The 25,686-nt window shown below is 66.6% G+C and carries 24 protein-coding genes, 3 tRNA genes and 1 pseudogene; 21 read left to right on the forward strand and 7 right to left on the reverse strand.

The window, feature by feature from the left end:
• Nucleotides 1-32: 32 nt before the first annotated feature.
• Nucleotides 33-833: an SDR family NAD(P)-dependent oxidoreductase gene (locus G3T37_RS11485; protein WP_163474036.1), complete on the reverse strand. Its 801-nt coding sequence runs from the start codon at nucleotides 831-833 to the stop codon at nucleotides 33-35.
• 79 nt (nucleotides 834-912) lie between these two features.
• Here G3T37_RS11485 and G3T37_RS11490 point away from each other — a divergent pair, with 79 nt between their 5' ends.
• The 3 genes from G3T37_RS11490 to G3T37_RS11500 all read left to right on the forward strand — a co-directional run bounded on the left by G3T37_RS11490 (nucleotide 913) and on the right by G3T37_RS11500 (nucleotide 2,763).
• Entirely contained in the window at nucleotides 913-1,503 is a 591-nt protein-coding gene (locus G3T37_RS11490; protein ID WP_163474037.1) for a WHG domain-containing protein, read from the forward strand.
• Nucleotides 1,504-1,786: 283 nt separating this feature from the next.
• Nucleotides 1,787-2,170 carry a helix-turn-helix domain-containing protein gene (locus G3T37_RS11495; protein ID WP_163474038.1) on the forward strand — a complete coding sequence of 128 codons (384 nt, stop codon included), beginning with the start codon at nucleotides 1,787-1,789 and terminating at the stop codon, nucleotides 2,168-2,170.
• Complete coding sequence (locus tag G3T37_RS11500; protein WP_163474039.1) at nucleotides 2,167-2,763, forward strand: PIN domain-containing protein; 597 nt, start codon at nucleotides 2,167-2,169, stop codon at nucleotides 2,761-2,763. Before G3T37_RS11495 ends, G3T37_RS11500 begins: the two co-directional genes overlap by 4 nt.
• A 369-nt stretch (nucleotides 2,764-3,132) precedes the next feature.
• Here G3T37_RS11500 and G3T37_RS11505 read toward each other — a convergent pair whose 3' ends face one another.
• Nucleotides 3,133-4,599 (reverse strand): cryptochrome/photolyase family protein, encoded by a 1,467-nt coding sequence (locus tag G3T37_RS11505; protein WP_163474040.1) that lies wholly within the window; start codon nucleotides 4,597-4,599, stop codon nucleotides 3,133-3,135.
• A complete protein-coding gene (locus G3T37_RS11510; RefSeq protein WP_338401245.1) occupies nucleotides 4,596-4,970 on the reverse strand; it encodes a DUF3253 domain-containing protein in 375 nt (124 codons plus the stop codon). Before G3T37_RS11510 ends, G3T37_RS11505 begins: the two co-directional genes overlap by 4 nt.
• Nucleotides 4,971-5,058: 88 nt before the next feature.
• On the opposite strand from G3T37_RS11510, the pseudogene G3T37_RS15440 reads away from it, so the two are divergent.
• The 4 genes and pseudogenes from G3T37_RS15440 to G3T37_RS11525 form a co-directional block, all read left to right on the forward strand.
• Nucleotides 5,059-5,238 (forward strand): annotated as a pseudogene (locus G3T37_RS15440) (tyrosine-type recombinase/integrase); the annotation flags it as partial.
• Between the two features lie 462 nt (nucleotides 5,239-5,700).
• On the forward strand, nucleotides 5,701-7,101 hold the full coding sequence (locus tag G3T37_RS15410; protein ID WP_241732413.1) for an ATP-dependent nuclease: 1,401 nt from the start codon (nucleotides 5,701-5,703) through the stop codon (nucleotides 7,099-7,101).
• Nucleotides 7,102-8,244: 1,143 nt separating this feature from the next.
• On the forward strand, nucleotides 8,245-9,270 hold the full coding sequence (locus tag G3T37_RS11520) for a RelA/SpoT domain-containing protein (RefSeq protein WP_163474042.1): 1,026 nt from the start codon (nucleotides 8,245-8,247) through the stop codon (nucleotides 9,268-9,270).
• A 1,018-nt stretch (nucleotides 9,271-10,288) separates the two neighbouring features.
• Nucleotides 10,289-11,233 (forward strand): DUF3800 domain-containing protein, encoded by a 945-nt coding sequence (locus G3T37_RS11525; RefSeq protein WP_277814872.1) that lies wholly within the window; start codon nucleotides 10,289-10,291, stop codon nucleotides 11,231-11,233.
• A gap of 394 nt (nucleotides 11,234-11,627) precedes the next feature.
• On the opposite strand, the gene G3T37_RS11530 is transcribed toward G3T37_RS11525, so the two are convergent.
• From G3T37_RS11530 to G3T37_RS11540, 3 genes are all read right to left on the reverse strand, one after another.
• Nucleotides 11,628-11,700: transfer RNA gene (locus tag G3T37_RS11530), tRNA-Phe, on the reverse strand.
• A 61-nt stretch (nucleotides 11,701-11,761) separates the two neighbouring features.
• Nucleotides 11,762-11,835 (reverse strand) — tRNA-Asp (locus G3T37_RS11535).
• Nucleotides 11,836-11,857: 22 nt separating this feature from the next.
• Nucleotides 11,858-11,933 (reverse strand) — tRNA-Glu (locus G3T37_RS11540).
• Between the two features lie 279 nt (nucleotides 11,934-12,212).
• Here G3T37_RS11540 and G3T37_RS11545 point away from each other — a divergent pair.
• On the forward strand, nucleotides 12,213-13,475 hold the full coding sequence (locus tag G3T37_RS11545) for a M23 family metallopeptidase (protein WP_163474044.1): 1,263 nt from the start codon (nucleotides 12,213-12,215) through the stop codon (nucleotides 13,473-13,475).
• Nucleotides 13,476-13,490: 15 nt separating this feature from the next.
• Complete coding sequence (locus G3T37_RS11550) at nucleotides 13,491-14,750, forward strand: C40 family peptidase (RefSeq protein WP_163474045.1); 1,260 nt, start codon at nucleotides 13,491-13,493, stop codon at nucleotides 14,748-14,750.
• 78 nt (nucleotides 14,751-14,828) lie between these two features.
• On the opposite strand, the gene ppa is transcribed toward G3T37_RS11550, so the two are convergent.
• Nucleotides 14,829-15,320 carry an inorganic diphosphatase gene (gene ppa / locus G3T37_RS11555; protein ID WP_163474046.1) on the reverse strand — a complete coding sequence of 164 codons (492 nt, stop codon included), beginning with the start codon at nucleotides 15,318-15,320 and terminating at the stop codon, nucleotides 14,829-14,831.
• A 46-nt stretch (nucleotides 15,321-15,366) separates the two neighbouring features.
• Here ppa and tilS point away from each other — a divergent pair, with 46 nt between their 5' ends.
• From tilS to panC, 12 genes are all read left to right on the forward strand, one after another.
• Nucleotides 15,367-16,446, forward strand: coding sequence for a tRNA lysidine(34) synthetase TilS (gene tilS, locus G3T37_RS11560; RefSeq protein WP_163474047.1), 1,080 nt, complete (start codon nucleotides 15,367-15,369; stop codon nucleotides 16,444-16,446).
• A 5-nt stretch (nucleotides 16,447-16,451) separates the two neighbouring features.
• A complete protein-coding gene (gene hpt / locus G3T37_RS11565; protein ID WP_163474048.1) occupies nucleotides 16,452-17,003 on the forward strand; it encodes a hypoxanthine phosphoribosyltransferase in 552 nt (183 codons plus the stop codon).
• A gap of 125 nt (nucleotides 17,004-17,128) precedes the next feature.
• Nucleotides 17,129-19,132 carry an ATP-dependent zinc metalloprotease FtsH gene (gene ftsH, locus G3T37_RS11570; RefSeq protein ID WP_163474049.1) on the forward strand — a complete coding sequence of 668 codons (2,004 nt, stop codon included), beginning with the start codon at nucleotides 17,129-17,131 and terminating at the stop codon, nucleotides 19,130-19,132.
• A gap of 7 nt (nucleotides 19,133-19,139) precedes the next feature.
• The gene (gene folE, locus G3T37_RS11575) at nucleotides 19,140-19,721 is read left to right on the forward strand and encodes a GTP cyclohydrolase I FolE (RefSeq protein WP_163474050.1); all 582 of its coding nucleotides are present in this window, start codon (nucleotides 19,140-19,142) and stop codon (nucleotides 19,719-19,721) included.
• A complete protein-coding gene (gene folP, locus G3T37_RS11580; RefSeq protein WP_338401246.1) occupies nucleotides 19,718-20,530 on the forward strand; it encodes a dihydropteroate synthase in 813 nt (270 codons plus the stop codon). The genes folE and folP overlap by 4 nt, the downstream gene beginning before the upstream one ends.
• A complete protein-coding gene (gene folB / locus G3T37_RS11585; protein WP_163474051.1) occupies nucleotides 20,523-20,888 on the forward strand; it encodes a dihydroneopterin aldolase in 366 nt (121 codons plus the stop codon). Before folP ends, folB begins: the two co-directional genes overlap by 8 nt.
• Nucleotides 20,885-21,448, forward strand: a complete 564-nt coding sequence (folK, locus tag G3T37_RS11590) for a 2-amino-4-hydroxy-6-hydroxymethyldihydropteridine diphosphokinase (protein WP_163474052.1) — start codon at nucleotides 20,885-20,887, stop codon at nucleotides 21,446-21,448. The genes folB and folK overlap by 4 nt, the downstream gene beginning before the upstream one ends.
• Nucleotides 21,445-21,927: a DUF3180 family protein gene (locus G3T37_RS11595; RefSeq protein WP_163474053.1), complete on the forward strand. Its 483-nt coding sequence runs from the start codon at nucleotides 21,445-21,447 to the stop codon at nucleotides 21,925-21,927. Before folK ends, G3T37_RS11595 begins: the two co-directional genes overlap by 4 nt.
• The gene (locus tag G3T37_RS11600) at nucleotides 21,896-22,447 is read left to right on the forward strand and encodes a PH domain-containing protein (RefSeq protein WP_174247774.1); all 552 of its coding nucleotides are present in this window, start codon (nucleotides 21,896-21,898) and stop codon (nucleotides 22,445-22,447) included. Before G3T37_RS11595 ends, G3T37_RS11600 begins: the two co-directional genes overlap by 32 nt.
• Nucleotides 22,444-24,063 carry a PH domain-containing protein gene (locus tag G3T37_RS11605; protein WP_163474054.1) on the forward strand — a complete coding sequence of 540 codons (1,620 nt, stop codon included), beginning with the start codon at nucleotides 22,444-22,446 and terminating at the stop codon, nucleotides 24,061-24,063. The genes G3T37_RS11600 and G3T37_RS11605 overlap by 4 nt, the downstream gene beginning before the upstream one ends.
• A complete protein-coding gene (locus tag G3T37_RS11610; protein ID WP_174247782.1) occupies nucleotides 24,063-24,821 on the forward strand; it encodes a Rossmann-like and DUF2520 domain-containing protein in 759 nt (252 codons plus the stop codon). Before G3T37_RS11605 ends, G3T37_RS11610 begins: the two co-directional genes overlap by 1 nt.
• Nucleotides 24,822-24,824: 3 nt before the next feature.
• Entirely contained in the window at nucleotides 24,825-25,685 is an 861-nt protein-coding gene (panC, locus tag G3T37_RS11615; protein WP_163474056.1) for a pantoate--beta-alanine ligase, read from the forward strand.
• Nucleotide 25,686: the final 1 nt, after the last annotated feature.

Genomic DNA, 25,686 nt, shown 5'->3' on the forward strand with positions numbered 1-25,686 from the left:
CCGATGTCGTGGTCGGCCCGACACTCGCGTTGTCAGGTGTGCGCGGGCCGTCGACCCGTGATGGATCCCGTGATGCTGACCAGAGCGCGACGCGAGACCAGCTTGGTGATGCCGACCGTCAGGGCGTTGCCGGTACCGCAGACAACGCTGGGCGGAGGGTTGCGCCGGTCGAGGGTCGACAGCGCTATGCCGACGACCTGGCTGGGGGTCTGGAGGGACCCGACTCGGGCGTCCTCGCCGGCGACGGTGAAGAACTCTGTTTTCGTCGCTCCGGGAGAGAGCGCGAGCACCTTGAGTCCCGATCCCTTCGCCTCATACCAGAGGGCTTCGGTGAAGCTCAGGACGAACGCCTTGGTGGCCCCGTAGACGGCCATCAGCGGCACCGGCTGGTAAGCGGCGGTGCTGGCGACGTTGATGAGCGCACCTCTGCCGCGGGCGAGCAAGCCGGGGTAGAAGGCTCGTGTGATGTCGACCAGGGCGCCGACATTGAGACCGACTTCCTGACCGATTCTGGAGGGATCCTCGTTCTCGAACCGGTTTCGGGTGGCGAAGCCCGCGTTGTTGATCAGGGTGTCGATCGTCAATCCGAGTTCGGTGATCCGCGACGCGAGATCCGCGGCCGCCAGCGGTGCCGCGAGGTCGACCGAGAGCACAGCGACCGAGACGCCGTGCTGTTCGCGGAGTTCGGCCGCGATCGCTTCGAGGCGCTCCTTTCGGCGTGCCACCAGAACCAGGTTCGCGCCTCTGGCGGCGAGTTGACGGGCGAACTCTTCGCCGAGGCCGGAGCTGGCTCCGGTGATCAGCGCGGTGGTGCCGGCGTACTGCAGGGACATAGGACCATTCCTCCTTGGGTGAACGTGTGTTCACTGATATAGATTTACACACGTTCACCTACTTGTGCAATGGAGTGCCGTGTCGAAGCGCAAAGCGAGTCCCCGAGGGGAGGGCGATCTGCTGCGGACCCAATTGGTCGCGGCGGCGAGCGAGCTCCTCCTCTCGCCGCAGCGGATCGAGTTGCCCTCGCTGCGCGCGGTCGCGCGGGCATGCGGGGTGTCGCCCGCGGCCGTCTACCTTCACTTCGCGTCTCAGGGCGCCCTGATCAGAGCCGTCATCGACTCTCAACTTCTGGCCCTCACCGCCCACGTGCAAGAGAAGCTGGCCGCGACGCCAGCAGGAGGGTTGGGAGCTCTCGCGGAGGCGGTCGCGGAGTGGGGATTCCTGCACCCCGGCGGCTACCAACTGCTCTTCGAAAGCGCGGATGAGCTGGGCATCGATGATCACGACGACGAATCTCGATGGGGGCTCATCCGGGCCGTGGAGTCGTTCCTCACGGACGCGGGGCTGTCAGCGGCGGACGCCAGGCCCGCCGCCTTTCGTCTGTGGGCATCCATTCACGGCGTGATCTCTCTCCGGCTCCACAAGCCCGACCTCGACTGGCCGACGGAATGGCAGGCCGACATTCAGGCGATCGTCGCCTCAGCGCGTCGCGCGAAGTCGGGTTAGTCCGTCGACGGTCGGGCGGCTACTACGAGCGTCGATCCAGTGACCTCATGATTTTCAGTGACTTCGGATGGGATTTCGCATTTTACTTATGGAGTCGGCCTGCTTCTGACCAGGCATTTGCCTGTGTGCTCGAAGTTGCTCGCAGCTGGTTCAGCGGGCGGAAATGGCCCGGATATGGTCCAGGATCGATGGAAGCTGCCGCGGGAGCCATGCTGCCGCTGTCCTATCCGGACCAGCTTTCATCTGTTACAGTTATTGCACTTGGAGCAGATGGAGGCGCGACATGACTGAGGTCCTGACCCGTGACGCGGATGCGTTCCACCGCGCCCTCGACGGCGCGGGAGACGAGGTCAAGGTCAGCGTCTCGCGAGAGACCGCGGAGTGGCTGGCCCGCATTGTGGATGCGCGTTCGCGCGGCCAGCGTGTCGTCGTCACGCACGGCCGCGCCGAGGTCACTCCCGCCGAGGCCGCGGCGCTGCTCGGTGTCTCGCGCCCTCAAGTCCGCAAGTTCATGGACGAGGGCAAGCTGGGCTTCCGCATGGTCGGCGCGCACCACCGCATCCCGATGGAGTCCATCGAGGCTTTCCGGGCATGGGAGCGGGAGCAGATGACGAAGGGCATGGAGGAGCTGTCCCGGCTGCAGAACGAGCTGGGCCTGTTCGAGTGACCTCCGCCGAGGTCGACGAGCGCGCTCCGATTCGCGTCGTCCTCGCAGACGCGAACGTGCTTTACTCCCGCGTCCTGCGCGACTACCTGCTGTACGCGGCGACGCAGGGCCTGCTGGAGATCCGCTGGAGTGCGGAGATCCTCGCGGAAGTGATCGAGCACCTGGCGGAGAACATTGTCGGGTTCGACGCGGCGGCGGGAGCGCGGTTGGTCGCCGCGATGAACGGCGCGTTCCCCGCGGCCGAGGTGGAGCCCGACAGTGGCGCCGAGGCTGCCGTAGCTGACCTCCCATTGCCCGACGAGGACGATCGGCATGTGCTCGCCGCCGCAGTCGCCATCGGTGCAGATGTGCTCTGCACCGACAATCTCAAGGATTATCCGGCCGACGCGATGGAAGTGGTCGGCATCCGGCTCATGTCGGCGGATGCTCTGCTGACGCTCCTACTCACCGAGTTCCCGGACGGGATGCTCGCCGCCCACCGGCTCGCGGTGTCGAGGCTCCCCGGCGCAACGGACGAGTCGACTCTTGTTGCGCTTCGTCGTGCAGGCGCAGGTGGAGCCGTGAACGGCATCGCCAATCTGCTCGTACCTTGAGGGAGTATCGGCGACTGGTGCAAGCTATCGGCGGCCCTGCGCAGGGTGCTCTACGCGCGCGACTGCCGCCGCATTGCCTCTACCGCAGCGATGATCGATTCGGCCGGGACTTCCTTCTCGCTCCAATCAGTCCAGAAGTTCATCGTCGCGCTTGCCGGCTTGATCTTGGGCGCATCCAGCTTGATGCGGGTCGGAAGGATGATGGAGTCGCCGAGGATGCGGGTGGCGATGCCGCTTCGCAGATCCTGCGCGAACGCCGGAGGTCAGCTGAACGCCAAATTACGAGAGTGAAACGAGTTCGTCCACATCCGAGGTGTGAGGGCTTCGGCTTACGTCTCGGCGACACTTCCCCAACGGACTCCCTGGGGTTCACCAGACCTCGCGCTGACGCTCCTGGTCGACGACGGCCTCGCGGTCCGAGAGCCGTCGCAGCCCCGCGAGGGGTTGCGCCATGCGCGCGTTGCCGCTCAGCCGTGACTCATTGCGGTCGAGGAACGCCCAGTAGCCCGCGGTGAACGGGCACGCGTTCTCACCCAGTCGCACCTTGGGGTTGAAGCGGCAGCTGCCGCAGTAGTCGGACATGGTCGAGATGTAGGCGCCGCCCGAGGCGTACGGCTTGGTCGCGACGATGCCGCCGTCAGCGTGCTGTGACATGCCGATGACGTTGGCGGGCATCACCCAGGGTGTGCCGTCCACGAAGATGTCGATGAACCACTGGTTGAGGGCGACGGGGTCGTAGCCGTGCTGCAGCGACCAGTTACCGAGGACCATCAGACGTTGGATGTGGTGGGCCCAGCCGTGCCGCCGCATCCCGTCGATCGTCTCGCTCAAGCACCGCGCGACTATCGCGTGCGGGTCGAGGGTGGTGAAGGCCTCGGGCAGGGGAGCGGTCGCCGCGAGGGCGTTGCTCCGAGTCGGGTACTCCTCGCCGAGGTGCCAGTAGAGGTGCCACACGTAGTCGCGCCATCCGGCGATCTGGCGCACGAAGCCCTCGACGCTGTTGAGGGGTGCCGCGCCCGCACGGTACCGGGCCTCGGCTGCCTCGACCACCTCACGCGGGTCGAGCAGCCCGAGGTTGAGGGGCACGCTCAGCAGCGAGTGGGCCATCGTCCAGTCGCCCTGCAGCATGGCGTCTTCGTAGGGGCCGAAGTCGGGCAGTCGGTAGTCGAGGAAGTCGTCGAGGGCGAGTCGCGCCTCCTCCTCCGTGACGGCGAAGCGTCTCGGGCCGTCGTCGCCGACGAGCTGCACGGAGCCCTCCGCCTGCCACCGGTCGAGATCGATCCGCACCTGGGCATCGATGTCGTCTTCGTCGGGCCACCACGGCACGTGGCCGAGCGTCGTCGCGCCCTTCGGTGGCGACCGCCGGTTGTCGGCATCGTAGTTCCAGGCGCCGCCGACAGGATCGCGGCCGTTCATCAGGATGCCCGTCCTGACCCGCACCTCTCGGTAGAAGTCCTCCAGCAGCAGGCGCCGGCCGCCGCGTGACTCGGCCCACGCCCCGAACTGCTCCTCGCTCGTCACGAACCCGCGGCTCGGCAGCACGGTGATCTCCCGACGTGCGACGAACCGCCGTGCGCTCCACGACGGGGGATCGATCACCTCGAGCTCGGCGCGCCCGTCCACGACGTCCGCGTACCTCTCCACCTGGTGGAACTCGACGCGGTCGCCGAGATCGCGAGCGCGGTGCCGGAGGGCCGAGAGCAGCAGGTGCGCCTTCGCCCTGTGCATCGGCCGTCGACCGAACACCGACCTCGCCTCGATGAGGAGCATCCTGCCGCCATCGTCGAACTGCGAGCCGAGCTGCCCGGCGAACACCCACCGCGTGCGGTCGGTCATCGACCGGGCGCCCGACGGATGCGGATGGGCCCCCGCGCGCTCGACGGGTCGACGACCCTGCCCTTCTGGGTGATGACCACGTCTCCCGAGGCCACGAGACGGCGGGCCGCTCGGCGTGCGGGCTCCATGAGATCTCCCCAATCGTCATCGCCCACCGAACGGGCGGCATCCGACGGGCAGATCGTCGCGCTCGCGGCGCGGGAACCGAGCAGGTCGAGGATGCTCCACTCGAGCTCGGCGTCGGCGCGACTGACCTTCCGCCTGCGGCAGGCCTCCGAGCAGTACCTGACCTCGTCCCAGTTCGCCTGCCACTGCCGGCGCCACCGCATGGTCCTGCCGCACGACGCACAGATCTTCGCGGGCAGCTCCACGCTCTCATTGCACCACGGCCGGGGACCTGATTCACCATCTCCCGCAACTCGGTGTCGAGGCGCAGACGGGGGAGTGGTTCACGCGGGCAACTTCGGAAGCCGGGTGTTCAGTCCGTCCCTGGCGCGCTGTCGAGAGGCTGACCCGACGCTCCCGCAGATCACGATTCACGACCTCAGGCACACCGCGGCGTCGCTCGCTGTTGCTTCTGGTGCGAACGTGAAGGCGGTCCAGCGCATGCTCGGTCACGCCTCTAGATGCGCCGTTCTGACGGGGTTGAAAAGTAACATGAGCTCAGCTCCGTTGTATGTGTCTGCAACCATGAACTGCATGAGAGGCGAACGAATGAACGCTAATTGGAAAGACCGCCTGCGCCGTATGTTTCCCGACAGTCCGATCCATGACGGAGATGCCGCGAACTTCTCCTTTTCCGTCGGTTCGATTGCTCTGCAGTCAGGAGACACATTCACACTGGAGCCCAATAGCGTGACCGCGATAGTTGGCGGCAACAACGTCGGGAAGTCGACCCTCCTGCGCGAGCTGGTAAACACTACCTCCCATAGGCTCGGGATGCCGATGCCTGACAATGTGTCGATAGATTCCGTGGCATTCGTTCGCGGAGGCACGCCGGCCGACCTTATGGATTGGATCGGTCAGAACTCGAGGTTCGTGCCGGATCCGCAGAATGCCGGATTTCAACGCGCTATGACCAACCGAGAGCATCCGGTGCAAATGGCGAACCACTGGGTGAATCATTCCTCCCCTGGAATCGGATCGATCGCTCCGTTCGTATGCTTCTATGGCAATGCGCAGGGTCGCTTCGGCATTGGTGGTGCTGCGGAACTCCGCGAGTCTGTCACCGATCCCGCGACTCACCCAGTGCATGCGTTACAGGATTCAAAATCGCTGCTGGACCGCCTGAGCCGCATCTCCCATGAAATCTTCGGCCGTCATTTGACCCTTGACACCCTCGCCCGGACCATTCGGCTTCGAGTCGGAAAAGTAGACCTGCCCACACCCAAGATCGACGACATCAGCGATGAGTACCGAGAGGCGATGGCCGCTCTCCCACCGCTTGACGACCAGGGTGATGGGATGCGAAGTCTCGTGGGACAGCTACTTCCTGTGCTCTCGGGAGGCTTCCCTCTCGTCGTCATTGATGAACCCGAAGCGTTTCTTCACCCGCCGCAAGCTCACGCCCTCGGGGCCGAGCTGGGCCGCCTTGCGGTGGAGCGAGGCGTTCAGGTGGTAGTCGCGACGCACGATCGGAGCTTGCTAACGGGACTGCTCGACTCTGGGGTTGCTGTTTCAATAGTTCGGCTCACTCGCGATGATGGACCCCCTAGCGCGAACCAGCTGAAAGCCGAAGCTCTCAACGTGCTCTGGCGCGACCCCGTTCTCAAGTACACCAACCTGCTCGACGGGCTTTTTCATCGTCTCGTAGTCCTCGCTGAGGGGGAGGGCGATTGCGCATATTTGGCGGCAGCGCTCGACTGCGAGGACCGCCCGCGTTGGACTGTTCCCAAGAACGAAATTCTCTTTGTGCCGACCTCGGGTAAAGACGGAATGGCAAAGTCGGCTCGAGCCTTGAACGCTGCCAAAGTCCCGATCGTCGCTGCGCCCGACCTTGACATGCTGAGCGATGAGAACAAATTGAAAGTTCTTGTTGAAAGCCTCGGGCACGAGTGGGCCCCAGAGCTCTCGGCAATGTGGCGAACCGCGACTCGTGATGTGAGCGCACGGAGGGAGGCGGCGCGGGTACGCCACGTTGTTGACGCGATTAACGCTGCGCTTGGAAATCACCTTGACGAGGCCTACTCTGCCGCGCACAAGGAGTCCGTCCGCGCACACCTTCGGGTTGCCGCCCCTTGGGACGATGTGAAGTACTTTGGCATGGCCGCATTCAAGGGCGACGCTGGGCCGGCTGCAAAGGCGCTCGTCGAAAAGCTGGATGAACTTGGCGTTGTTATGGTGCGGGAAGGAGAGTTGGAGCGCCTAGCACCCGAGGTGACGATTCGGAAGGGCCCTGCGTGGCTGGAAGCCGCGCTTCGAGGAGCGCACCAATGCAACGCGCAGACTCAATCTCATGTTGACCGCATTCTCACGGCGGGTGGAGTCCGGTTAGTCACGTAGGCAGCATCCTGGGACGAACCGGCACCGGCAAAACGATGACGGGCCAAACCCGTGCGAGTCAAGTACCACAGTGAATTCAGTCAACCCTTGAATCCTGAATGTGACGTCACGACCCGCAGTCGGGTGAGACCCGACGGATACCGGCGTAATTCGGGCCGCAGCCCACGGGACAAGCCGGCAATAGAGGGTGATCCGTGGGCAAATTTGGGCGAATCACGCCGGGCGCACGCTGATAGCGCTTTGGAAGCATGAGCTGACCAGCACTAACTGGGATGGATCCGACGGGCGTCGATCCCGTGACCTCTCCATATTCGGTCGTGCCATTCACCGAGCGGAGCGAGCTGGAATGATGCCGATTCGTCCCTACCAGGCGCACCAATCACAACTCGGATGAGTCAATGCAACTGAACCTTTGCCAGTCACCTGTTAGTTCGCTTTGCCCGTCGAGTGCGGAACCGCGCCACTCCAGATGCTTGGAGATCGCGCCCTCGAAACTTGTCGGCTCGAACTTGACATGCTCGGTGCACGAGTCGGGCGCACATCTGCGACAAGGCCTCAATCTCAACCAGCGGGAATGTGTGATGGGTCTCGGCCCCTGTCGGGCTGGTCAAGCTCAGGACTGGCCGGCGGCCCTGGCGGAATCCGCGGGCGATGTGGGTGCACACCTTATGAGTGACAGGGTCGTCGCGATCGCCTGGTGACCAGAGCGGCGCTGACGGCGCCGGTCGGCCCCTCAATGCCCCAACCAAGTGAATGTGGTGCGTTCCGCACGATGCTCTGACTCGCAAGCGAAGTGGAAAGCGGGACTGACTGAGGTCCCCATTTGAGTGCAGACTTGCTAGCGCTGGTGCGCCGTGCGAGAAAGAGGGGTGTTACATCAGAAGTTTGCGGTGAGCGCTCAAGAGCGCCAGGTGTGCGACCATCGACTTTTCCACCTACATCGATATCGCACGGCGCCGTGATCGCGAGAGGCATGAACCGAGGCGGTCGGCGTCAGGCGACAATCCGCTAACGCGAAGCAGGTCGAGGTGACTAGCGACACGATAATGCTCGCTGCGATGGGTTCAATGTCCGGTTGCGGAATCTATCGAGCTCGCAGGTGTCTGGCCCGAACATGAAGGGACCTCGGAGTAGTATCGACCCATGTCGAGTCGGATCAAACCGCTGCACTCCAAGACCACAGTCAAACGTGCGGGAGAGACGATCGGGAATACACGCGCGAGTCAAGCAGAGGTCGATGCGGCAAAAGAAGTCGTGTCAAATTTCCGGAGTTCGCACGGGTATCCATTGATTGGAGTGACCATGCACGTTCGGCAGCGGGCCCTGCAGGTGAACCCAAATGCTATCGTCGCACAACGACTGAAGCGGCTGCCCACAATCGTCGACAAGCTTGAACGCTACCCAAAGATGAACGTGACTACGATGCAGGACTTGGGCGGCAGTCGGGTCATCCTGCCGACTGTGGGCGAGGTGGAGAGCCTCGTCGGGTCACTCGCCAGTGCTACCCGCGCACAGAACACCATTGTGCGCAAGTACGACTACATGCGAGACAGTCCCGGCCCCAAGTCGACCGGTTACCGCGGTATTCACCTTGTCTATGAATACCGTGCGTCACAGACTGAATATCACGGGCTGAAAGTGGAGGTGCAGGTTCGCACAGAACTTCAGCATGCGTGGGCGACAGCGGTCGAAACGATGGACCTGTTCTCCGGAAGCGAATTGAAGTACAGCAAAGCGGATCCCGATTTGCAGCGCTACTTCGCGGTCGCGGGATCGCTCATGGCGCACGCCGAGGGCACAACGCCCGTGCCGGGTGCGGACGGCACCCAGGGCGACCTGCAACGGGAGCTAGGTCGCCTCGAGAAGAAGCACGGCATCGTGAGTCGCCTGCGCGGATATGCCGCGATCGTCGGTGAGCACGCAAAGAGTGACCGTCGCAGCACGCTCACTCTTGAGCTTCGACGGAAAGAGCAACAGCTCAGCGTGACGGTCCATGAAACGTTGGCAGACGCGGAAAAGCGCCTCGCAGGGCTCGAAGCCCTCAACGATGAAAACCTGGATGTCGTGCTGGTGGGTATTAGCAAAGTCGGTCAACTTCAGGCGGCATATCCGAACTACTACGCTAATACCGAGGCGTTCACACATTTCATGGACCAACAACTGACTTGAATTGCGAACATGATTCTTACCCAAATGCGGCGACTCGTTGGGTTTGACCTTCATCGCACAGTTGTTTGCCGCCCGCTTGAGGACCAAGCAAGAATCCTTTCGTTCCAAGCGGGCTCTGCAAACCACTTTTCTTCGATCCAGCGCGAGCTGCATCTTTCGACCTGCGGTGTGCGTTTCGGTTGTCCGCCGAAAGGCGGGTTTGAATCTCAATTCGGCGCGGCTTCCAAGAGCGGGCCGCGACAAAAATGTACTGACCTAGCAAGAATCATCGAAGTTGGACAGCTATCGTTGCGCATCCGCGCCACGCTCGTCACCGTCTTGCTTGTCGCGGTGTCCTCGGGCTGCGCTAGCCGGCAGCGAGGCTACCCAGAAGGACCTTGACCAAGGGCACCTCGTAATTATGGATCGATAAACAGGCGATCCCACAGCCTACATAATCGTCGTCCGACGTTGATGTCAGCATTATCAATGCGCGGCTAGCGGGGCAATTCTTCAACGCGATTGTCGTGGGGTGCTCCCCGGCGATTTTCATCGATTCGGGAGGCGCCCGTGGAACGCGGGTCGGCTTTGGGGAACTCGAGGCGATCTCGGCCCGGCCAACCAACTACGGAGATGCGTCCGATCCCTGAGGAGAAAAGTTCAGCTCCTTGATGGCGTCGAAGGCTCCTGATGAGGTCGGCGATGTTCCTCAATTTTCCCAGAGAAATGAGGAAGGCCAGTTTCTCAGTCTCTTGAATACCTGGTTTCGCCGATGGCCACCAGTGCAGTATCGATGAGGGCGATCGACATTAACTCGACCGATTTGGCCCGCGTCGCCCGAGACCCGTTGTCGAAAGTGGGGCAATTGGCCATCTTGACGACTCCGCGTGGCCGAGATAACTTTATTTTGGCCGAGAGGACTGCCAACGCGGTTCCGACTTGCAGGGTGGGACTGCCAACGCGGTGCCCACATCGCTCGCTCGGCTGAGAAACGAGGTCTGGCATCTGTGCCGGGCCTCGTTTTGTTTGTCCGAGAGATATGAGGTGTGGAATTTGCCTTTTGTTTGTAGACGAATCGGGAACCCATGGCGGTCCTCATCCCTTCGTTCTGGGCGCAATGGCCATTCACGAGGACGACGCGGCGCTTATGCAGAAGGCCTTGGACGACTTGGTCGTTCGGCATCTATCGCGAGTGCCGGTTAACCTGGAGGAGTACGAGCTCCACGCCTCAGAGATGCGAAACGCGAAGAAGCCCGACGAGACTAGAACCGGGCGCGCGAGCATCTGGGCAAACGTCGATCGGCCTCTCCGGTTAGCCCTTCTCGCCGACGCGTACAAATTGGTGGTGAATTTCGCGCCGACTAACCCGAAGTTGCCGATTGTTCTGTTCGGTGTCGCCGTCGAGAAGGCTTTTCACTCTGCTTGGAGTGAACAGGAACGCGAGCGATTCGCCTACGAAGTGCTGCTTGGCAAGTTTGATGTCATGCTCAAGACTCTCAGGCGTCGCAAACTTCCGAACCGAGGATTGGTTATTCACGACCGAAGAGTAGTTGCGGAGCGAGACATTCAAAGTTGGGTAACCGCTTGGCGTGCGACCGCCGAGCGAATCGGTCAGTTGCGCAACTTAGCCGACGTGCCCCTCTTCGCGGACTCTCGGGCGACTCGACTCCTGCAGGTGGCCGACTTGGTGTCGTACGCAATTTTCCGCCGCTACAACGCTCCCGCCAATGATTCGACCGCGTTCGACCTGATGTGGCCGGCATTTCACACCGAGAGTGGTGTGACACATGGATGTGTGCACTACACGCCGTCCTATAGACAGGGTGCTTGTCAGTGTGCCCCATGCGAACAGCGCTTGAAGGCAGAAGCGGCCAGGAGCGCCAAACCTAGCGGAGCAAAACTCTCCACCAAAGAGCCAATCGGGCCAACGTCACGTACACGTATTCGCACCCGCGTGCTCCATGATGCGCGGGAAGGAGAGTGATCGCGAGCCAAGCTGTTGGATGACCCTGACCTGATGTGGGGTCACGATCGAACACGCTTCCTGGTCACATCAGCGGGGAGATCGGCCAATCGTTAGCTATGCAGGTGCGGGACCAGGATGACGGGTAACCCTTGAAGCACAATTTCCTTTTGACTAGTTCGCCACCCAGCTACATGTCTCAGACGCCACTGCCGGTTGCTGGCTTAACGGCGATCGAAGAGCAGATCCTTGCCTTCGCAGTGGCCTTATCTCGCTACTAGATCTGCGCTTTATCGAGTGGCTTGAGCTCATGCAGACACACATTTGCTGCGGCCAGATGGCTTGAAAAAGGGAATTGACATCACTTGAAGCCGGGTGATCGTGAAGACGTCCATTTCAGCGTAACTAACTGCGGTGGCTCCGACGGGCGTCGATCCCGTGACCTCACGATTTTCAGTCGTGCGCTCTACCAACTGAGCTACAGAGCCGTTCGGGAAGCGTGCTCCCCTAAGACGAAAAGCCCCTCCTTGCGAAGAGGCTTTCCATCAGCGACCCTGACCGGACTTGAACCGGCGACCTCCGCCGTGACAGGGCGGCGCGCTAACCAACTGCGCTACAGGGCCAAGCTATTCAATTCTTGTTGTTTGGTGACCCCAACGGGATTCGAACCCGTGTTAACGCCGTGAAAGGGCGCCGTCCTAGGCCACTAAACGATGGGGCCATGATGTTTCAGAACGTCATAGCAACCGAGGGACAAGCATACGGGTGCGCCCGCGCAAATACCAAACCCTGAGGATGCGGGCCAAAAGGCGCGTATGTACCGGGCTTCTGGGCGCCGCGCGGGTAGGTTCAAGCAGTCATTGAAGCTTGACCGCCTTCGGTCGGTGAGCGTCGGTACGGGCATCCACTGGGCAAAAAGCGCTCATGTTGTTACTGTTACGAGTGTTAACAGTGTTACTGGCGTGATCACGAGGGCAGCCACAACACGATTCGGGGAAGAATGTTCACGAAGCGAACCGCGGGGGCGGTAGGCATTCGGCGGCTGACGACGCGCAGTCGGCGTCTCGTCGCGATCCTGAGCGTGGTCGGTGTGCTCGCCACGGCGGGCATCGTCGGCATCGACGCGTCGGCGGCCTACGCGACCAGCTACCCCTCGTGGCATGACGTGCTCGCCGCCCGCCACAACAAGGCGAAGACGGCCAAGGCCATCAAGCAGATCAACGCCCTCATCGGCGCCCTCGACGCGCAGGTGAAGTCGACCCAGGCCGACGCGCAGGCGAAGGGCGATGCCTTCCAGGTCGCCGAGACGAAGTACTTCGAGGCGGCCGACCGCGCGAGCGTGCTGCAGAAGCAGGCCGACAAGGCGAAGATCACCGCGCAGCGCTCTGAGATGCAGGCGGGCCAGTTGGCCGCCCAGCTCGCGCGTCAGGGTGCCGGGCCCGACTTCTCCATGAACCTCTTCCTCAACGGTGAAGACGCGAGCCAGATCCTCGCCAACATCGGCACCGCGGGCAAGGTCTCCGAGCTCACCAATGAGATCTACCAGAAGGCCGTGCAGGACAAGAACACGGCGCAGTCGCTGAGCGACCAGGCGAAGGTCGCCGCCGATCTGCGCAAGGCGCTCAAGGCTCAGGCCCAGACCGCGTTCGCGGCGGCCCAGGCGGCGGCGGCGAAGGCACAGGCGGCCTTCGATGCCTCGCAGGCGCACCGCGACGAACTGGTCGCCCAGCTCGCCGCCATCACCACCAAGCTCAAGCTCACCGAGGCCGGGTACCGCAAGGGCGTCGAGGCCCGGCTCAAGGCCGCGAGGGCCAACGGCGGCGCGGCGGTCAGTGTCGGCTACGTCAGCCCGAGCGGCTGGACGCGCCCCGCCGCGGGCGTCATCACCTCCGGCTTCGGCTGGCGCATCGCCCCCATCCCCGGCGTGCTGCCTTTCCACAGCGGCACCGACATCGCGGGCGGCTGCGGAATCCCGATCTACGCGGCGCACTCCGGCACCGTCATCTACGCGGGCTGGTACGGCACCTACGGCAACTTCGTACTGCTCGACAACGGCAGCGGCATCAACACCGGCTACGCGCACATCGTGAACGGCGGCATCCTCGTTCACGTCGGCGAACAGGTGGCCGTCGGCGAACAGATCGCCCGGGTCGGGATGACCGGCGCCGCAACCGGCTGCCACCTCCACTACGAGGTGCGCATCAACGGCGTCGCCATCAACTCCGTTCCCTTCATGCGCGCCCACGGGATCAGCCTTGGATAGCGAGGCAGACGACTGATGACACCAGGCAAGCGCCCGCTCGGGCTCCTTGCCCTGATCGTCGTCGGAACCATCGCGGTCTCCGTCGGCCTGACGGGCCCCGCACTCGCCGCACCCACCTTCCCGTCGTGGGCCGACGTGCAGCGCGCCAAGCACAACGTGAAAGCCAAGCAGGCCGAGATCAAGACCCTCACCGCCCTCATCGGCACCCTGCAGCAGCAGTCCGACGCGGCCGGCAAGACGGCCCTGCAACTGGGTGAGGCGTACCTGGTCGCCCTGAACGCGTACAACGCGGCCAGCCAGAAGGCCGACACCCTGAAGGCACAGGCGGATGCCGCATCCGCCAAATCGAAGGCCTCCAGTCAGGTGGCGGGCCAGTTGGCCGCCTACCTGGCCCGAAACAGCGGGGGAGACCTCACCCTCTCGCTCCTGTTCGGCGGGGGCGACCCGCGTGATCTGCTCGGCACCCTCGGCACCGCGAACAAGCTGACCGAGCAGACCGCCGCCATCTACGAGCAGGCCGCCGTCGACGCGAACGCCGCCAAGGCGCTCACCGCGCAGGCGAGGGTCGCCGAGGATGCCCGTGCCACGAAGTCCCGCGCCGCCGCCGCCGCACTCGCCACCGCCAAGGCCGCCGCGCAGGCCGCCCAGGCGAAGGTCGCGTATCAGAACAAGCAGCAGGCGACCATGACAGCGCAACTCGCACTGCTGAAGGGCACCTCCGCGAAGGTGCAGGCCGCGTACTACGCGGGCGTCGCGTGGGAGCGCAAGCAGGAGGAGCAGAAGACGCCCCCGCCCGACCCGCCCTCGAACAATGGCGGTGGCGGCGCGGGCTCGGGCGACGGCGGCTCCGGTGGCGGCAGCTCGAACCCGCCCGGCCCGCCCGACGTCTCCGCGGTGGGCGGGGCGATTGCGTTCGCGGAAGCCCAGCTGGGCGAACCCTACGTACTCGGCGGAATGGGCCCCAACGTCTGGGACTGCTCGGGTCTCACCAAGGCGGCCTACGCATCCGTCGGTGTGTACATCGGCACGCACTCGGCGACCGACCAGTACAACACCATGAAGTCGGAGGGTCGGCTGATCCCGCTCAGCCAGCGTCAGGCGGGCGACCTGCTGTGGTACTCCGACGGGGGCACGACCTGGGGCAGCAAGTACCACGTCACCCTCTACATCGGCAACGGCGAGATGATCGAGGCGCCGTACCCGGGCGCGACCGTGCGCATCCGTGCGGTGCGCTACGGCGACCTCGTGCCCTACGCCGGACGACCGACCGGCTGACCGACCGGCTGACCGGGCGCGCTGCTGCGGCACCCGCGGGAGGCCGAGTCGACTCGCGGACGACCGACCGGCTGACGCCTAGTGGCCCTCGGCCGCCAGCTTGGCGATGCCGTCGAGCACGATCTGCTCCGCCTCGGCGGCCGAACCCCAGCCCTCGGTCTTGACCCACTTGCCGGGCTCGAGGTCTTTGTAGTGCTCGAAGAAGTGCTCGATCTCCTTGCGCTGGAACTCCGGGATGTCGTCGACGTCCTGGATGTGCGCCCAGCGCGGGTCCTTCGCGGGAACCGCGATCACCTTCGCGTCGGAGCCGCCGTCATCGGTCATGTTGAACACGCCGACCGGGCGCACCGAGACGCCCACACCCGGGAACAGCGGGTACTCGAGCAGCACGAGCACGTCGACGGGGTCGCCGTCGAGGCCGAGCGTGTTCTCGAAGTAGCCGTAGTCGGTGGGGTAGCTGAACGCGGTGAAGAGCACGCGGTCGAGGTAGACGCGGCCGGTCTCGTGGTCGACCTCGTACTTGTTGTGACTCCCGCGCGGGATCTCGATTACGGCGTCGTAGGCGGCCATGACTGCTCCTCAATGGGTTCGGGGATTGCTGCAATAACGTTACTGGATGGACTCCGAGCGCCGACCTCGTCTCACCCCGGCGATCGCGGACGTGCGCCGGGCCACCCGTGCGGCCCTCGCCGAGTTCGCTTCGTCCGACCGCGCAGCGGCCCCACTCGATGCGCCGGCTTCCTCCGACCCCGCGGTCCTGCTCGACGCCTCGGTCTCCCCCGACTCGTCGGCCCCGCTCGTGCTCGTCGCCCTCAGCGGCGGACCCGACTCCCTCGCGCTCGCCGCGGCGACCGCCTTCGAAGCGCCCCGGGCGGGCCTCCGGGCCGGCGCGGTGATCGTCGACCACGGCCTGCAATCGGGCAGCGCCGCGGTGGCGGACTCGGCCGCGGCACAGGCGCGCGGGCTCGGTCTCGACCCCGTGATCGTGCGCCGGGTGACCGTCGGAACGGAGGGCGGCCCCGAGGCGGCGGCGCGCAGCGCGCGGTACGAGGCGCTCGCGGCGGCCCTCGCCGAGACCGGGGCGGTGGTCATCCTGCTCGGTCACACCCTCGACGACCAGGCCGAGACGGTGCTGCTGGGCCTCGCGCGCGGCAGCGGGGCAGCGAGCCTCAGCGGCATGGATAACCGTCCCCCCGGCTTCGCCCGCCCCCTGTTGCGCCTCCGCCGCTCCTCGACCGAGGCCTTCTGCCGCGATTCCGGCCTCACGCCCTGGCTCGACCCGCAGAATCTCGACCCCGCGTTCACCCGCGTCCGCGTTCGCGGCACGGTGCTGCCCGTGCTGGAGCGCGAGCTCGGTCCGGGGGTCGCCGAGGCGCTCGCCCGCACCGCCGACCAGTTGCGCGAGGATTCGGAGGCCCTCGACCTGTTCGCGGCGGAGGTGGCCGAGGAGCTCGCCGACGTGGCCGAGGGCGGCATCTCGCTGCCGGTGGCGGCGCTCGCGAGCAACCCGGCGGCGCTGCGGCAGCGGCTCATCCGGCTGGCGGTGTCGAGCGAGTTCCATGTCTCGCTGTCGCGCGCGCAGACGCTCGAGGTCGCCCGCCTGGTGACCGACTGGCACGGTCAGGGGCCCCTCGATCTGCCGGGCGTTAGGGTTGAACGGCGAGCGGGCCTGCTCATCTTCAGCGCGAACGGATAGGTGCCATGGAACTCAGCGACGTCTCCGCCGACCTGAGCGAGGTGCTGTTCACCGAGCAGCAGATCGCCGACAAGCTGGCGGAGCTGGCCCGCCGGATCGAGGCGGACTACGCCGGTGACCGGCCGCTGCTCGTGGGCGTGCTCAAGGGCGCCGTCATGGTGATGGCCGACCTGGCGCGCGAGCTGAAGATCCACCTCGACATGGACTGGATGGCCGTCTCCTCCTACGGCGCCGGCACGCAGTCGAGCGGCGTCGTGCGGATCCTCAAAGACCTCGACACCGACGTGCAGGGTCGCCGCGTGCTCATCGTGGAGGACATCATCGACTCCGGCCTCACCCTGTCGTGGCTGAAGGCCAACCTGGCCACCCGCGGGGCGGCCTCCGTGGAGATCTGCGCCCTGCTGCGCAAACCCGACGCCGTGAAGGTCGATGTGGATGTGCGCTACCTCGGCTTCGACATCCCGAACGCGTTCGTCGTGGGCTACGGCCTCGACTACGCCGAGACCTACCGCAACCTGCGCGGTGTGGGCGTCCTGTCGCCCCACGTCTACCAGTAGCGCGTGCTCACCGGGGACTCGTATTACGCCCTCGGCAAACATCCAGCGGCCGCCAAGCAGCAGACCGGTACCCTTTAGGCACGTCTCTTTAGAAAGGTGAAGGGCTTCTCTCGGCCCGGCACATCATGGATTTCAAACGTCTGTTCCGCGGTCCGCTCACCTGGGTGGTTCTGGCCGTCATCGCCGTCTGGATCGGCATCTCGATCTTCCAGGTGAACGGCTTCCGCGACATCACGACCGAGCAGGGGCTCCAGCTTCTCAAGGGCAACACGGTCGAGACGGCGAAGATCTCCGGCGGTGACCAGCGCGTCGCGCTCACCCTTTCGCAGCCCGACGGCAACTTCGGCACCCAGGTGCAGTTCAACTACGTGACCGCCCGCGAGGCCGACGTGGTCGCCGCGGTCGACGCCTCCGGCGCGAAGTTCAACGACGAGGTGCCCCAGGCCAACTTCCTCAGCTCCACACTGGGCATCATCGTGCCCTTCCTCATCGTGGGCGGCCTCTTCTACTTCCTGTTCATGCGCATGCAGGGCGGCGGCAACCGCGTCATGCAGTTCGGCAAGTCGAAGGCGCGACTGATCGGCAAGGATGCGGCCAAGGTCACCTTCGCCGACGTGGCCGGTGCCGACGAGGCCATCGAAGAGCTCGAAGAGATCAAGGACTTCCTCAAAGACCCGGCCCGATTCCAGGCCGTCGGTGCCCGCATCCCGAAGGGCGTGCTCCTGTACGGCCCTCCCGGAACGGGCAAGACCCTGCTCGCGCGCGCCGTCGCGGGTGAGGCGGGCGTTCCGTTCTACTCCATCTCGGGTTCGGACTTCGTGGAGATGTTCGTCGGCGTCGGCGCGAGCCGTGTGCGCGACCTATTCACGCAGGCGAAGGAGAACTCGCCGGCCATCATTTTCGTCGACGAGATCGACGCGGTCGGCCGTCACCGTGGCGCCGGCATCGGCGGCGGCAACGACGAGCGCGAGCAGACGCTCAACCAGCTGCTCGTCGAGATGGACGGCTTCGACGTCAAGACGAACGTCATCCTGATCGCCGCGACCAACCGCCCCGACGTGCTCGACCCAGCGCTGCTGCGCCCGGGCCGCTTCGACCGCCAGATAGGCGTGGACGCGCCCGACCTGAAGGGCCGGCAGCGCATCCTCGAGGTGCACGGTCGCGGCAAGCCCCTCGCCGCCGGCGTCAACCTCGAGGTGCTCGCGCGCAAGACCCCCGGCTTCACCGGTGCCGATCTGGCGAACGTGCTCAACGAGGCCGCGCTTCTCACCGCCCGCTCGAACGCGCAGCTCATCGACAACCGTGCCCTCGACGAGGCCGTCGACCGCGTGATGGCGGGCCCGCAGCGCCGCTCGCGCATCATGGCCGACAAGGAGAAGCTCATCACGGCGTACCACGAGGGCGGCCACGCCCTCGCCGCCGCGGCGATGCGTCACACCGACCCGGTCACCAAGGTCACCATCCTGCCGCGCGGCCGCGCGCTGGGCTACACGATGGTGCTCCCGATCGAAGACAAGTACTCCGTCACGCGCAATGAGCTCCTCGACCAGCTCGCCTACGCCATGGGTGGCCGCGTCGCTGAGGAGATCGTGTTCCACGACCCCACCACCGGCGCCTCGAACGACATCGAGAAGGCCACGTCGATCGCTCGCCGCATGGTGACCGAGTACGGTATGAGCGCGAAGGTCGGCTCGGTCAAGCTCGGCTCGGGCAACAGCGAGCCGTTCATGGGCCGCGAGATGGGTGCCGCCCGCGACTACTCCGAGAACATCGCCGAGACGGTCGACGCCGAGGTGCGGTTGCTCATCGAGCAGGCGCACACGGAGGCGTGGGAGGTCATCAACGACAACCGCGAGACACTCGACAAGCTCGCGACCGAGCTGCTCGAGAAGGAGACGCTCGACCACGACCAGCTCGCCGAGATCTTCAAGGACGTGAAGAAGCTGCCCGAGCGGCCGCAGTGGCTGTCGAGCACCAAGCGACCGCTCTCCGACCTGCCGCCCGTGCTGGTGCCCTCGAAGGCTCCGATCGACGCGGGCGTCGTCGACGGCGGCGTGCAGTCCGACACCCCGAGCAAGCCGAAGCGCACCCCGCGTCCCCGCAAGTCTCCGGGCATCGCGACCGCCTAGGGGTTCCATGGCAGCCATCGACACCGCTCGCATCGAAGCGGCGGTCGCCGAGATCCTCGAGGCCATCGGGGAGCAGACGGATCGCGCGGGGCTCCTCCAGACACCATCACGGGTCGCCCAGGCGTACGCGGAGTTCTTCGCCGGAGTCGGCGAGGATCCCCTCCAGCACCTGGGCGATGCCGTCGACCTCCAGCTCGCCGAGAACGAGCGCAGCGAGCTGGTCCTTGTGCGCGGCATCGAGTTCCGCTCGGTCTGCGAGCATCACCTGCTGCCGTTCACGGGTGTCGCTCACCTGGCCTATCGCCCCCGCCGCACTGTCGTGGGCCTCGGCAAGCTTCCCGCCGTCGTCGCCACCCTCGCCTCGCGGCCGCAGGTGCAGGAACGCCTCACCGAGGAGATCGCGGATGCCCTGCAGCAGGGCCTCGACCCGCTCGGCGTTCTCGTCGTGCTCGATGCCAGCCACGGCTGCGTGACCGCGCGGGGCAGCAATCAGCGCGGCAGCACGACGGTCACGATGGCGACGCGCGGCGAGTTCGCGGAGCCCGCTCAGCGCGCCGAGCTCATGGCGCTGATCGGCGCGGGGTCGTGAGCACGCCCCTCATCATGGGCATCCTCAACGTGACGCCCGACTCCTTCAGCGACGGCGGACGCTGGCTCGACACGGGCGCGGCGATCGCGCACGCCGTCGAGCTGCGCGAGCAGGGCGCCGACCTCATCGATGTGGGCGGCGAGTCCACCCGCCCGGGCGCCGATCGAGTTCCGATCGAGGACGAGCAGCGCCGAGTGCTCCCCGTGGTGGCCGGGCTCGTCGAGCGCGGCATCGAGGTGAGCGTCGACACCATGAACGCCGACACCGCACGCCGGGCCGCCGACACGGGCGCCGCCATCATCAACGACGTCTCCGGCGGTCTCAGCGACCCCGAGATGTACCGCGCGATCGCGGGTCTCGGGGTGCGGTATATCGCCATGCACTGGCGCGGGCACAGCGACTCGATGAACGAGCTCGCGGTGTACGGCGACGTCGTGCGGGATGTCGTGGCCGAGCTGACCGGGCGGGTGGCCGAGATGCTGGTGTGGGGCATCGACCCCGCGCGGATCATCCTCGACCCCGGACTGGGTTTCGCCAAGACGGCGGAGCACAATTGGCAGCTGCTGCGCGGACTGGGCGAGATCGAGGCGATCGGGCATCCGGTGCTCGTCGGGGCGTCACGCAAGCGGTTCCTCGCGCCCTTCGCTCCCGAGGGGGCGCCGAGCTCCGCCCGCGACGCGGCGACCGCGACGATCAGCGCGCTCGCCGCGCAGGCGGGCGTCTGGGCCGTGCGGGTGCACAATGTTCCGGCCACGGCGGAGGTTCTCGATGTCTGGCGCGCGTGGGAGAGTGGAGGCCACCATGAGTGACGACTACATCACCCTCACCGGCCTGAAAGCCTCCGCCTTTCACGGCGTCTTCGACCACGAGCGCCGCGACGGCCAGGACTTCTACATCGACCTCGTCGTGTGGGCCGACCTCGCGGCTGCCGCCTCTGGCGACGAGCTCGTGAAGACGGTGCACTACGGCGAGCTGGCCGAGCAGGTGGTCGCCGCCGTCGAGCGCGACCCGGTCGACCTCATCGAGACGGTCGCCGAGCGCGTCGCCGCGGTCGCACTCTCCTTCGAGGCCGCCGAGCGCGTGCGGGTGACCGTGCACAAGCCCTCGGCGCCCATCACCGTTCCGTTCACCGACGTCGCCGTCACGATCACACGGAGCAGGGCGTGACCGCGCCGACGGGGGCCGGGCTGCCGGGGGCGGCGCCCGAAGCCACCGCGCCGACCCGCCACCGCGCCGTGCTCTCCCTCGGCAGCAACCTCGGCGACCGGGCGGCGACCCTCAGGGATGCGGTGGCAGAGATCCGCGCGCTGCCCGGCGTCACCGTCGAGGCCGTCTCGCCCGCGATCGAGACGGCGGCGCTCAAGCCCGAGGGAGTCGACGAGAGGGCACCGGCGTACCTCAACATCGCGGTGGTGCTCAGCTTCGACGGTCATCCGGAGGGCCTGCTCGACCTGCTGAACGCCATCGAGGCCGATCACGGCCGGGTGCGCATCGAGCGCTGGGGCGACCGCACCCTCGACATCGACATCGTGACCGTCGACGAGATCCTGCAGGCGGATGCCCGGCTCACCCTGCCCCACCCCCGCGCCCACGAGCGCGCCTTCGTGCTGGCCCCGTGGCTCGCGATCGATCCGGATGCAGTGCTCCCCGGGCACGGCCGCGTCGACGCCCTGCTCGCGGCGACCGGCGAGACCGTTCGGCTGTACGACGGAACGGGCACCCCGTGACCCGCACGCGGCCGCTGTCGGTCATCCTCTGCATCGTCGTCGCGGTCACCGTCACCTGGCTGCTCGAGGTCATTCTGCGGTCGACGGGCCAGCCGCTCCTGCTGCCCCCGTTCACCCTCGCGATCGCGCTCGTCGTCATCGGCGCGCTGTCGCTCGGGCTCGCCATCCCGATCCGGCGCGCGGTGAAGGCGAAGGAGCTGCGCCGCATCGACCCCTTCTACGCGACCCGCGTCGTCGTCTTCGCGAAGTCGTCGAGCATCGCCGGCGCCCTGCTGCTCGGCATGGCGGGCGCGATCCTGGTGTTCCTCCTGACCCTTCCGGTGACCCCGGCGGTAAGCTCGATCCTCATGGCGTCGGCCACCCTGGGCGGCGCCGTGGTGCTGCTCGTCACGGGGCTGGTGGCCGAGTTCATGTGCAGCATCCCGCCCGACGATCACGATCAGGGCGATGAGCGACCCGCGACGGCTCACCCGCACTGAGCCGCACGGCAGACGATACGACGAGGTAGTGAGAGTGGCCGAGCGCCTGGAGATTCCCGCGCAGCAGTGGCGGCGCGTGTCGCCGCGATACATTCTCGTCGACGTGGTGGGCGCGCTCGTGTTCACCGTCGTCGTGGTGGGCGCCTTCGGCGCGGTGGCCGCGCTCTCGGACACCGGGTGGATCTGGTACCTCGCGGCGGTGGCGGGCGTCGTCATGATCATCGTGATCGCGTTCATCCCGCGCCGGGTGCGCTCCATCGGCTACCAGCTGCGCGACGACGACCTGCTCTTCCGGCGCGGACTCCTCTTCCAGCGCTTCGTCTCCGTGCCCTACGGTCGCATGCAGCTCGTCGACATCAATCGCGGCCCGGTCTCACGCGCCCTCGGCCTGAGCGACCTGCGCTTCGTGACCGCGGCGGCATCCAGCGGCGTCTCGATCCCCGGGCTGCCCCTCGCCGAGGCCGAGCAGTTGCGCGACCGGCTCGTCGAACTGGCCGAGAGCAGGCGGGCGGGACTGTGACGCAGCTCGCACCCGGCACGCGGCTCGCCGACGGCGAGTGGCATCGACTGCATCCCGCGACCCCGCTGCTGCGGGGCGGCTTCGCACTCCTCGCCGTCATCGGCGTCGTGGTCTCCAACCTGCGCGAGCGGCTCGTCAACATGTTCCTCGGCGGCCGCGGGCTCCAAGAGGGCGACCCGGTCGACTTCATCGTGAACGGCGGGCTGCTGCCGCTCGTGCTCGCCATCGTGCTCGTCGTGCTCCTGCTCTTCGTGGGGCTGTTCTACGTGTCGTGGCGCATGCACACCTTCCGCATCACCGACGAGATCGTGGAGGTGCGCAGTGGGGTGCTGTTCCGCACCAATCGCAAGGGCCGGCTCGACCGGATCCAGGGCGTCAACATCGTGCGCCCGGTGTTCGCGCGACTGTTCGGGGCCGCGCGACTCGAGATCGATGTCGCCGGGCACGACGCCAATGTGCGACTCGACTACCTGTCGTCGTCGAACGCGGATGCCCTGCGCCTCGACATCCTGCGCATGGCGTCCGGGCTGCGCCGGCGGGAGGCCGCGGCCGGCGGTGTCGTCCCCGGCGGGGCGGTCGCGGCGAGCACCGGTCCAGCGGGTCTCGCCGCCCCGGTGCCGGGCACCGCGATCGACGGCGCAGCGGCCCCAGGGTCGGGCGGTGGGAGCTTCCTGGAAGACCGCCTGAACGAGTTCCTCGCGCCGGAACTCGACCCGCGGCTCGCACCGCCGGAATCCGTCGTGACGCTGCACCTCGGGCGGCTGCTGGGGTCGATCGTGCTGCACGACACGACGCTCGTGTTCGCGGTCATCCTGATCGGGGTCATCGTGGAGTCGAGCCTCACCGGCCACCTCTTCATCGCCTTCACCTTCATCCCCTTCCTGTTCGGTCTGGGGAGCTTCATCGTGCGCCGCTTCACGCGCTCGCTGCGCTACTCCATCGCGGCCACGCCCGACGGCGTTCGGGTGGGCTTCGGCCTGCTCACGCTGAGCAATGAGACGCTGCCGCCGGGGCGCATCCACTCAGTGCAGATCCGCCAGCCGATCCTGTGGCGCCTGCCCGGCTGGTGGGAGATCCGGGTGAACCGCGCGTCGAAGTCGGCGGCGAAGGGGGCGGACGGCCAGCGCAACACGACCATCCTCCCGGTGGGCAACCTCGACGAGGTTCTGCGCGTGCTCGGGCTCCTGCTCCCCGGTCTGTCGGACGCGGATGCCGCGCTCCAGTTGCGCGCCGGCATCACCGGCAGTGGCGAGGCGGCCGGCTTCACGGTCTCACCGCCCCGCGCGCGCGTCGTGCGGTGGTTCTCCCGCCGACGCAACGGCTGGGCCTTCGGTCCCGCGGCGATCCTGCTGCGGCGGGGCGCGATCTGGCGCTCGCTCACCGTCGTTCCCGAGCCCCGCGTGCAGAGCGTGGCACTGCGGCAAGGCCCGCTCTATCGTCGTCTCTCGCTCGCGCACCTCGACGTGCACACGGTGACCGGTCCGATCCGTGCCGAGCTGGGAGCCCTCGACGCGGCCGACGCCACCCGGCTCTTCACCGAGCTGTCGGATGCCGTGGTCACGACCATCGCGAACGACGCGACGCATCGCTGGCGCTCCGGCGAGGTGCCCGCGTGATGCAGCGCTCCGGGCGGCTCGGGATCGGAATCATCGGTGCGGGACACGTGGGCCCGGTGCTGGGCGCCGCGCTCGCGGGAGCCGGCCACGCCCTCGTCGGCATCTCGGCCGTCTCGGAGGCGAGCCGCGATCGCGCGACCGCCATGCTGCCGGAGGTGCCGATCCTCGGGATTCCCGAGATCGTGGAGCGCAGTGAGCTGGTGATCCTGGCCGTGCCGGAGGCCGAACTCGCCGCCCTCGTGACCGGACTCGCGGCCACCGGTGCCTGGCAGCCCGGGCAGCTCGTCGTGCACACCGCGGCCGCCTTCGGCACCGGCGTGCTGGCCCCCGCGCAGGCGGCGGGCGCGATCCCGATCGCCATCCACCCCGCGATGTCGTTCACGGGAACGAGCATCGACCTCGTGCGGCTTCGCGAGTGCTACTGCGCCGTGACCTCCGCCGCGATGGTGCAGCCGATCGGCATGGCGCTCGTGGTCGAGATGGGCGCCGAGCCGGTGCTGATCGAGGAGGCCGACCGCGCGGCCTACGCGGAGGCGATCGCGGTCGCGACGAGCTTCTCGACGGCGATCGTGGCCCAAGCCACCGGTGTGCTGAGCGCGATCGGCGTGGAGAACGCGGGGCGCGTGCTGGGACCGCTCGTGCGGTCGGCCGTCGAGAACGCGCTCGGCGGTGTTCGCCCCGCTACGATCGATCTGGCCTCGTTCGCACCGGAGAGTCCCTTCGAGACCGGGCGCGAGGCGAACCGTCCGGAGGACTGACACGTGAACCACCCTGCACCGCCGCGCCCCCTCGTGCTCGACTCGATCGCGGCGGCCCGCGCAGCCCTCGAGGGGCGGGGCGACATCGTGCTCGTGCCCACGATGGGCGCCCTCCACGACGGGCACCTCGCGCTCGTGGCCCGCGCACTCGAACTCGGTTCGACCGTCGTCGTCTCGATCTTCGTCAACCCGCTTCAGTTCGGCCCGAACGAAGATCTCGACCGCTACCCGCGCACGCTCGATGCCGATGTCGAGAAGCTCGCGGCGGTCGGCGTTCCCTACGTGTTCGCCCCCACGGCGGCCGACATGTACCCCACCGGGGCGGCGCAGACCCGCGTCGTCGCCGGGCGGGTGGGCGGAATGCTGGAGGGACGGTCGCGGCCCGGGCACTTCGACGGGGTGCTGACGGTGGTCGCGAAGCTGCTGCAGATCATCCGGCCCACCTTCGTGGTGTTCGGTCAGAAGGATGCCCAGCAGGTCTTCCTCGTGCGGCAGATGGTCGCCGACCTCAACATCCCCGTCACGGTCGTCACCGTCGAGACCGTGCGTGACGAGACCGGACTCGCGCTCTCGAGCCGCAACCGGTTTCTCAGCCCGACCGAGAAGCGCGCCGCGCACGCGATCCCGCTCGCGCTGGAGGCCGCGGCCTCCTACGCCGATCGCGGCATCGACGCCGCCCTCGCCGCCGCGCAGGGCACCATCATGGGCGAGCCGCTCGTCGAGCTCGACTACCTGAAGATCGTGCATCCCGAGACCTTCCTGCCCGCCGACGACGACTACCGGGGGCCGGCGCTCGCGCTCGCCGCTGCTCGGGTCGGCAGCACCCGGCTCATCGACAACGCGCCGATCGTCCTCGCGGGCTGAG

The sequence above is a fragment of the Galbitalea soli genome, assembly GCF_010686725.1.
Lineage (GTDB): Bacteria > Actinomycetota > Actinomycetes > Actinomycetales > Microbacteriaceae > Galbitalea > Galbitalea soli.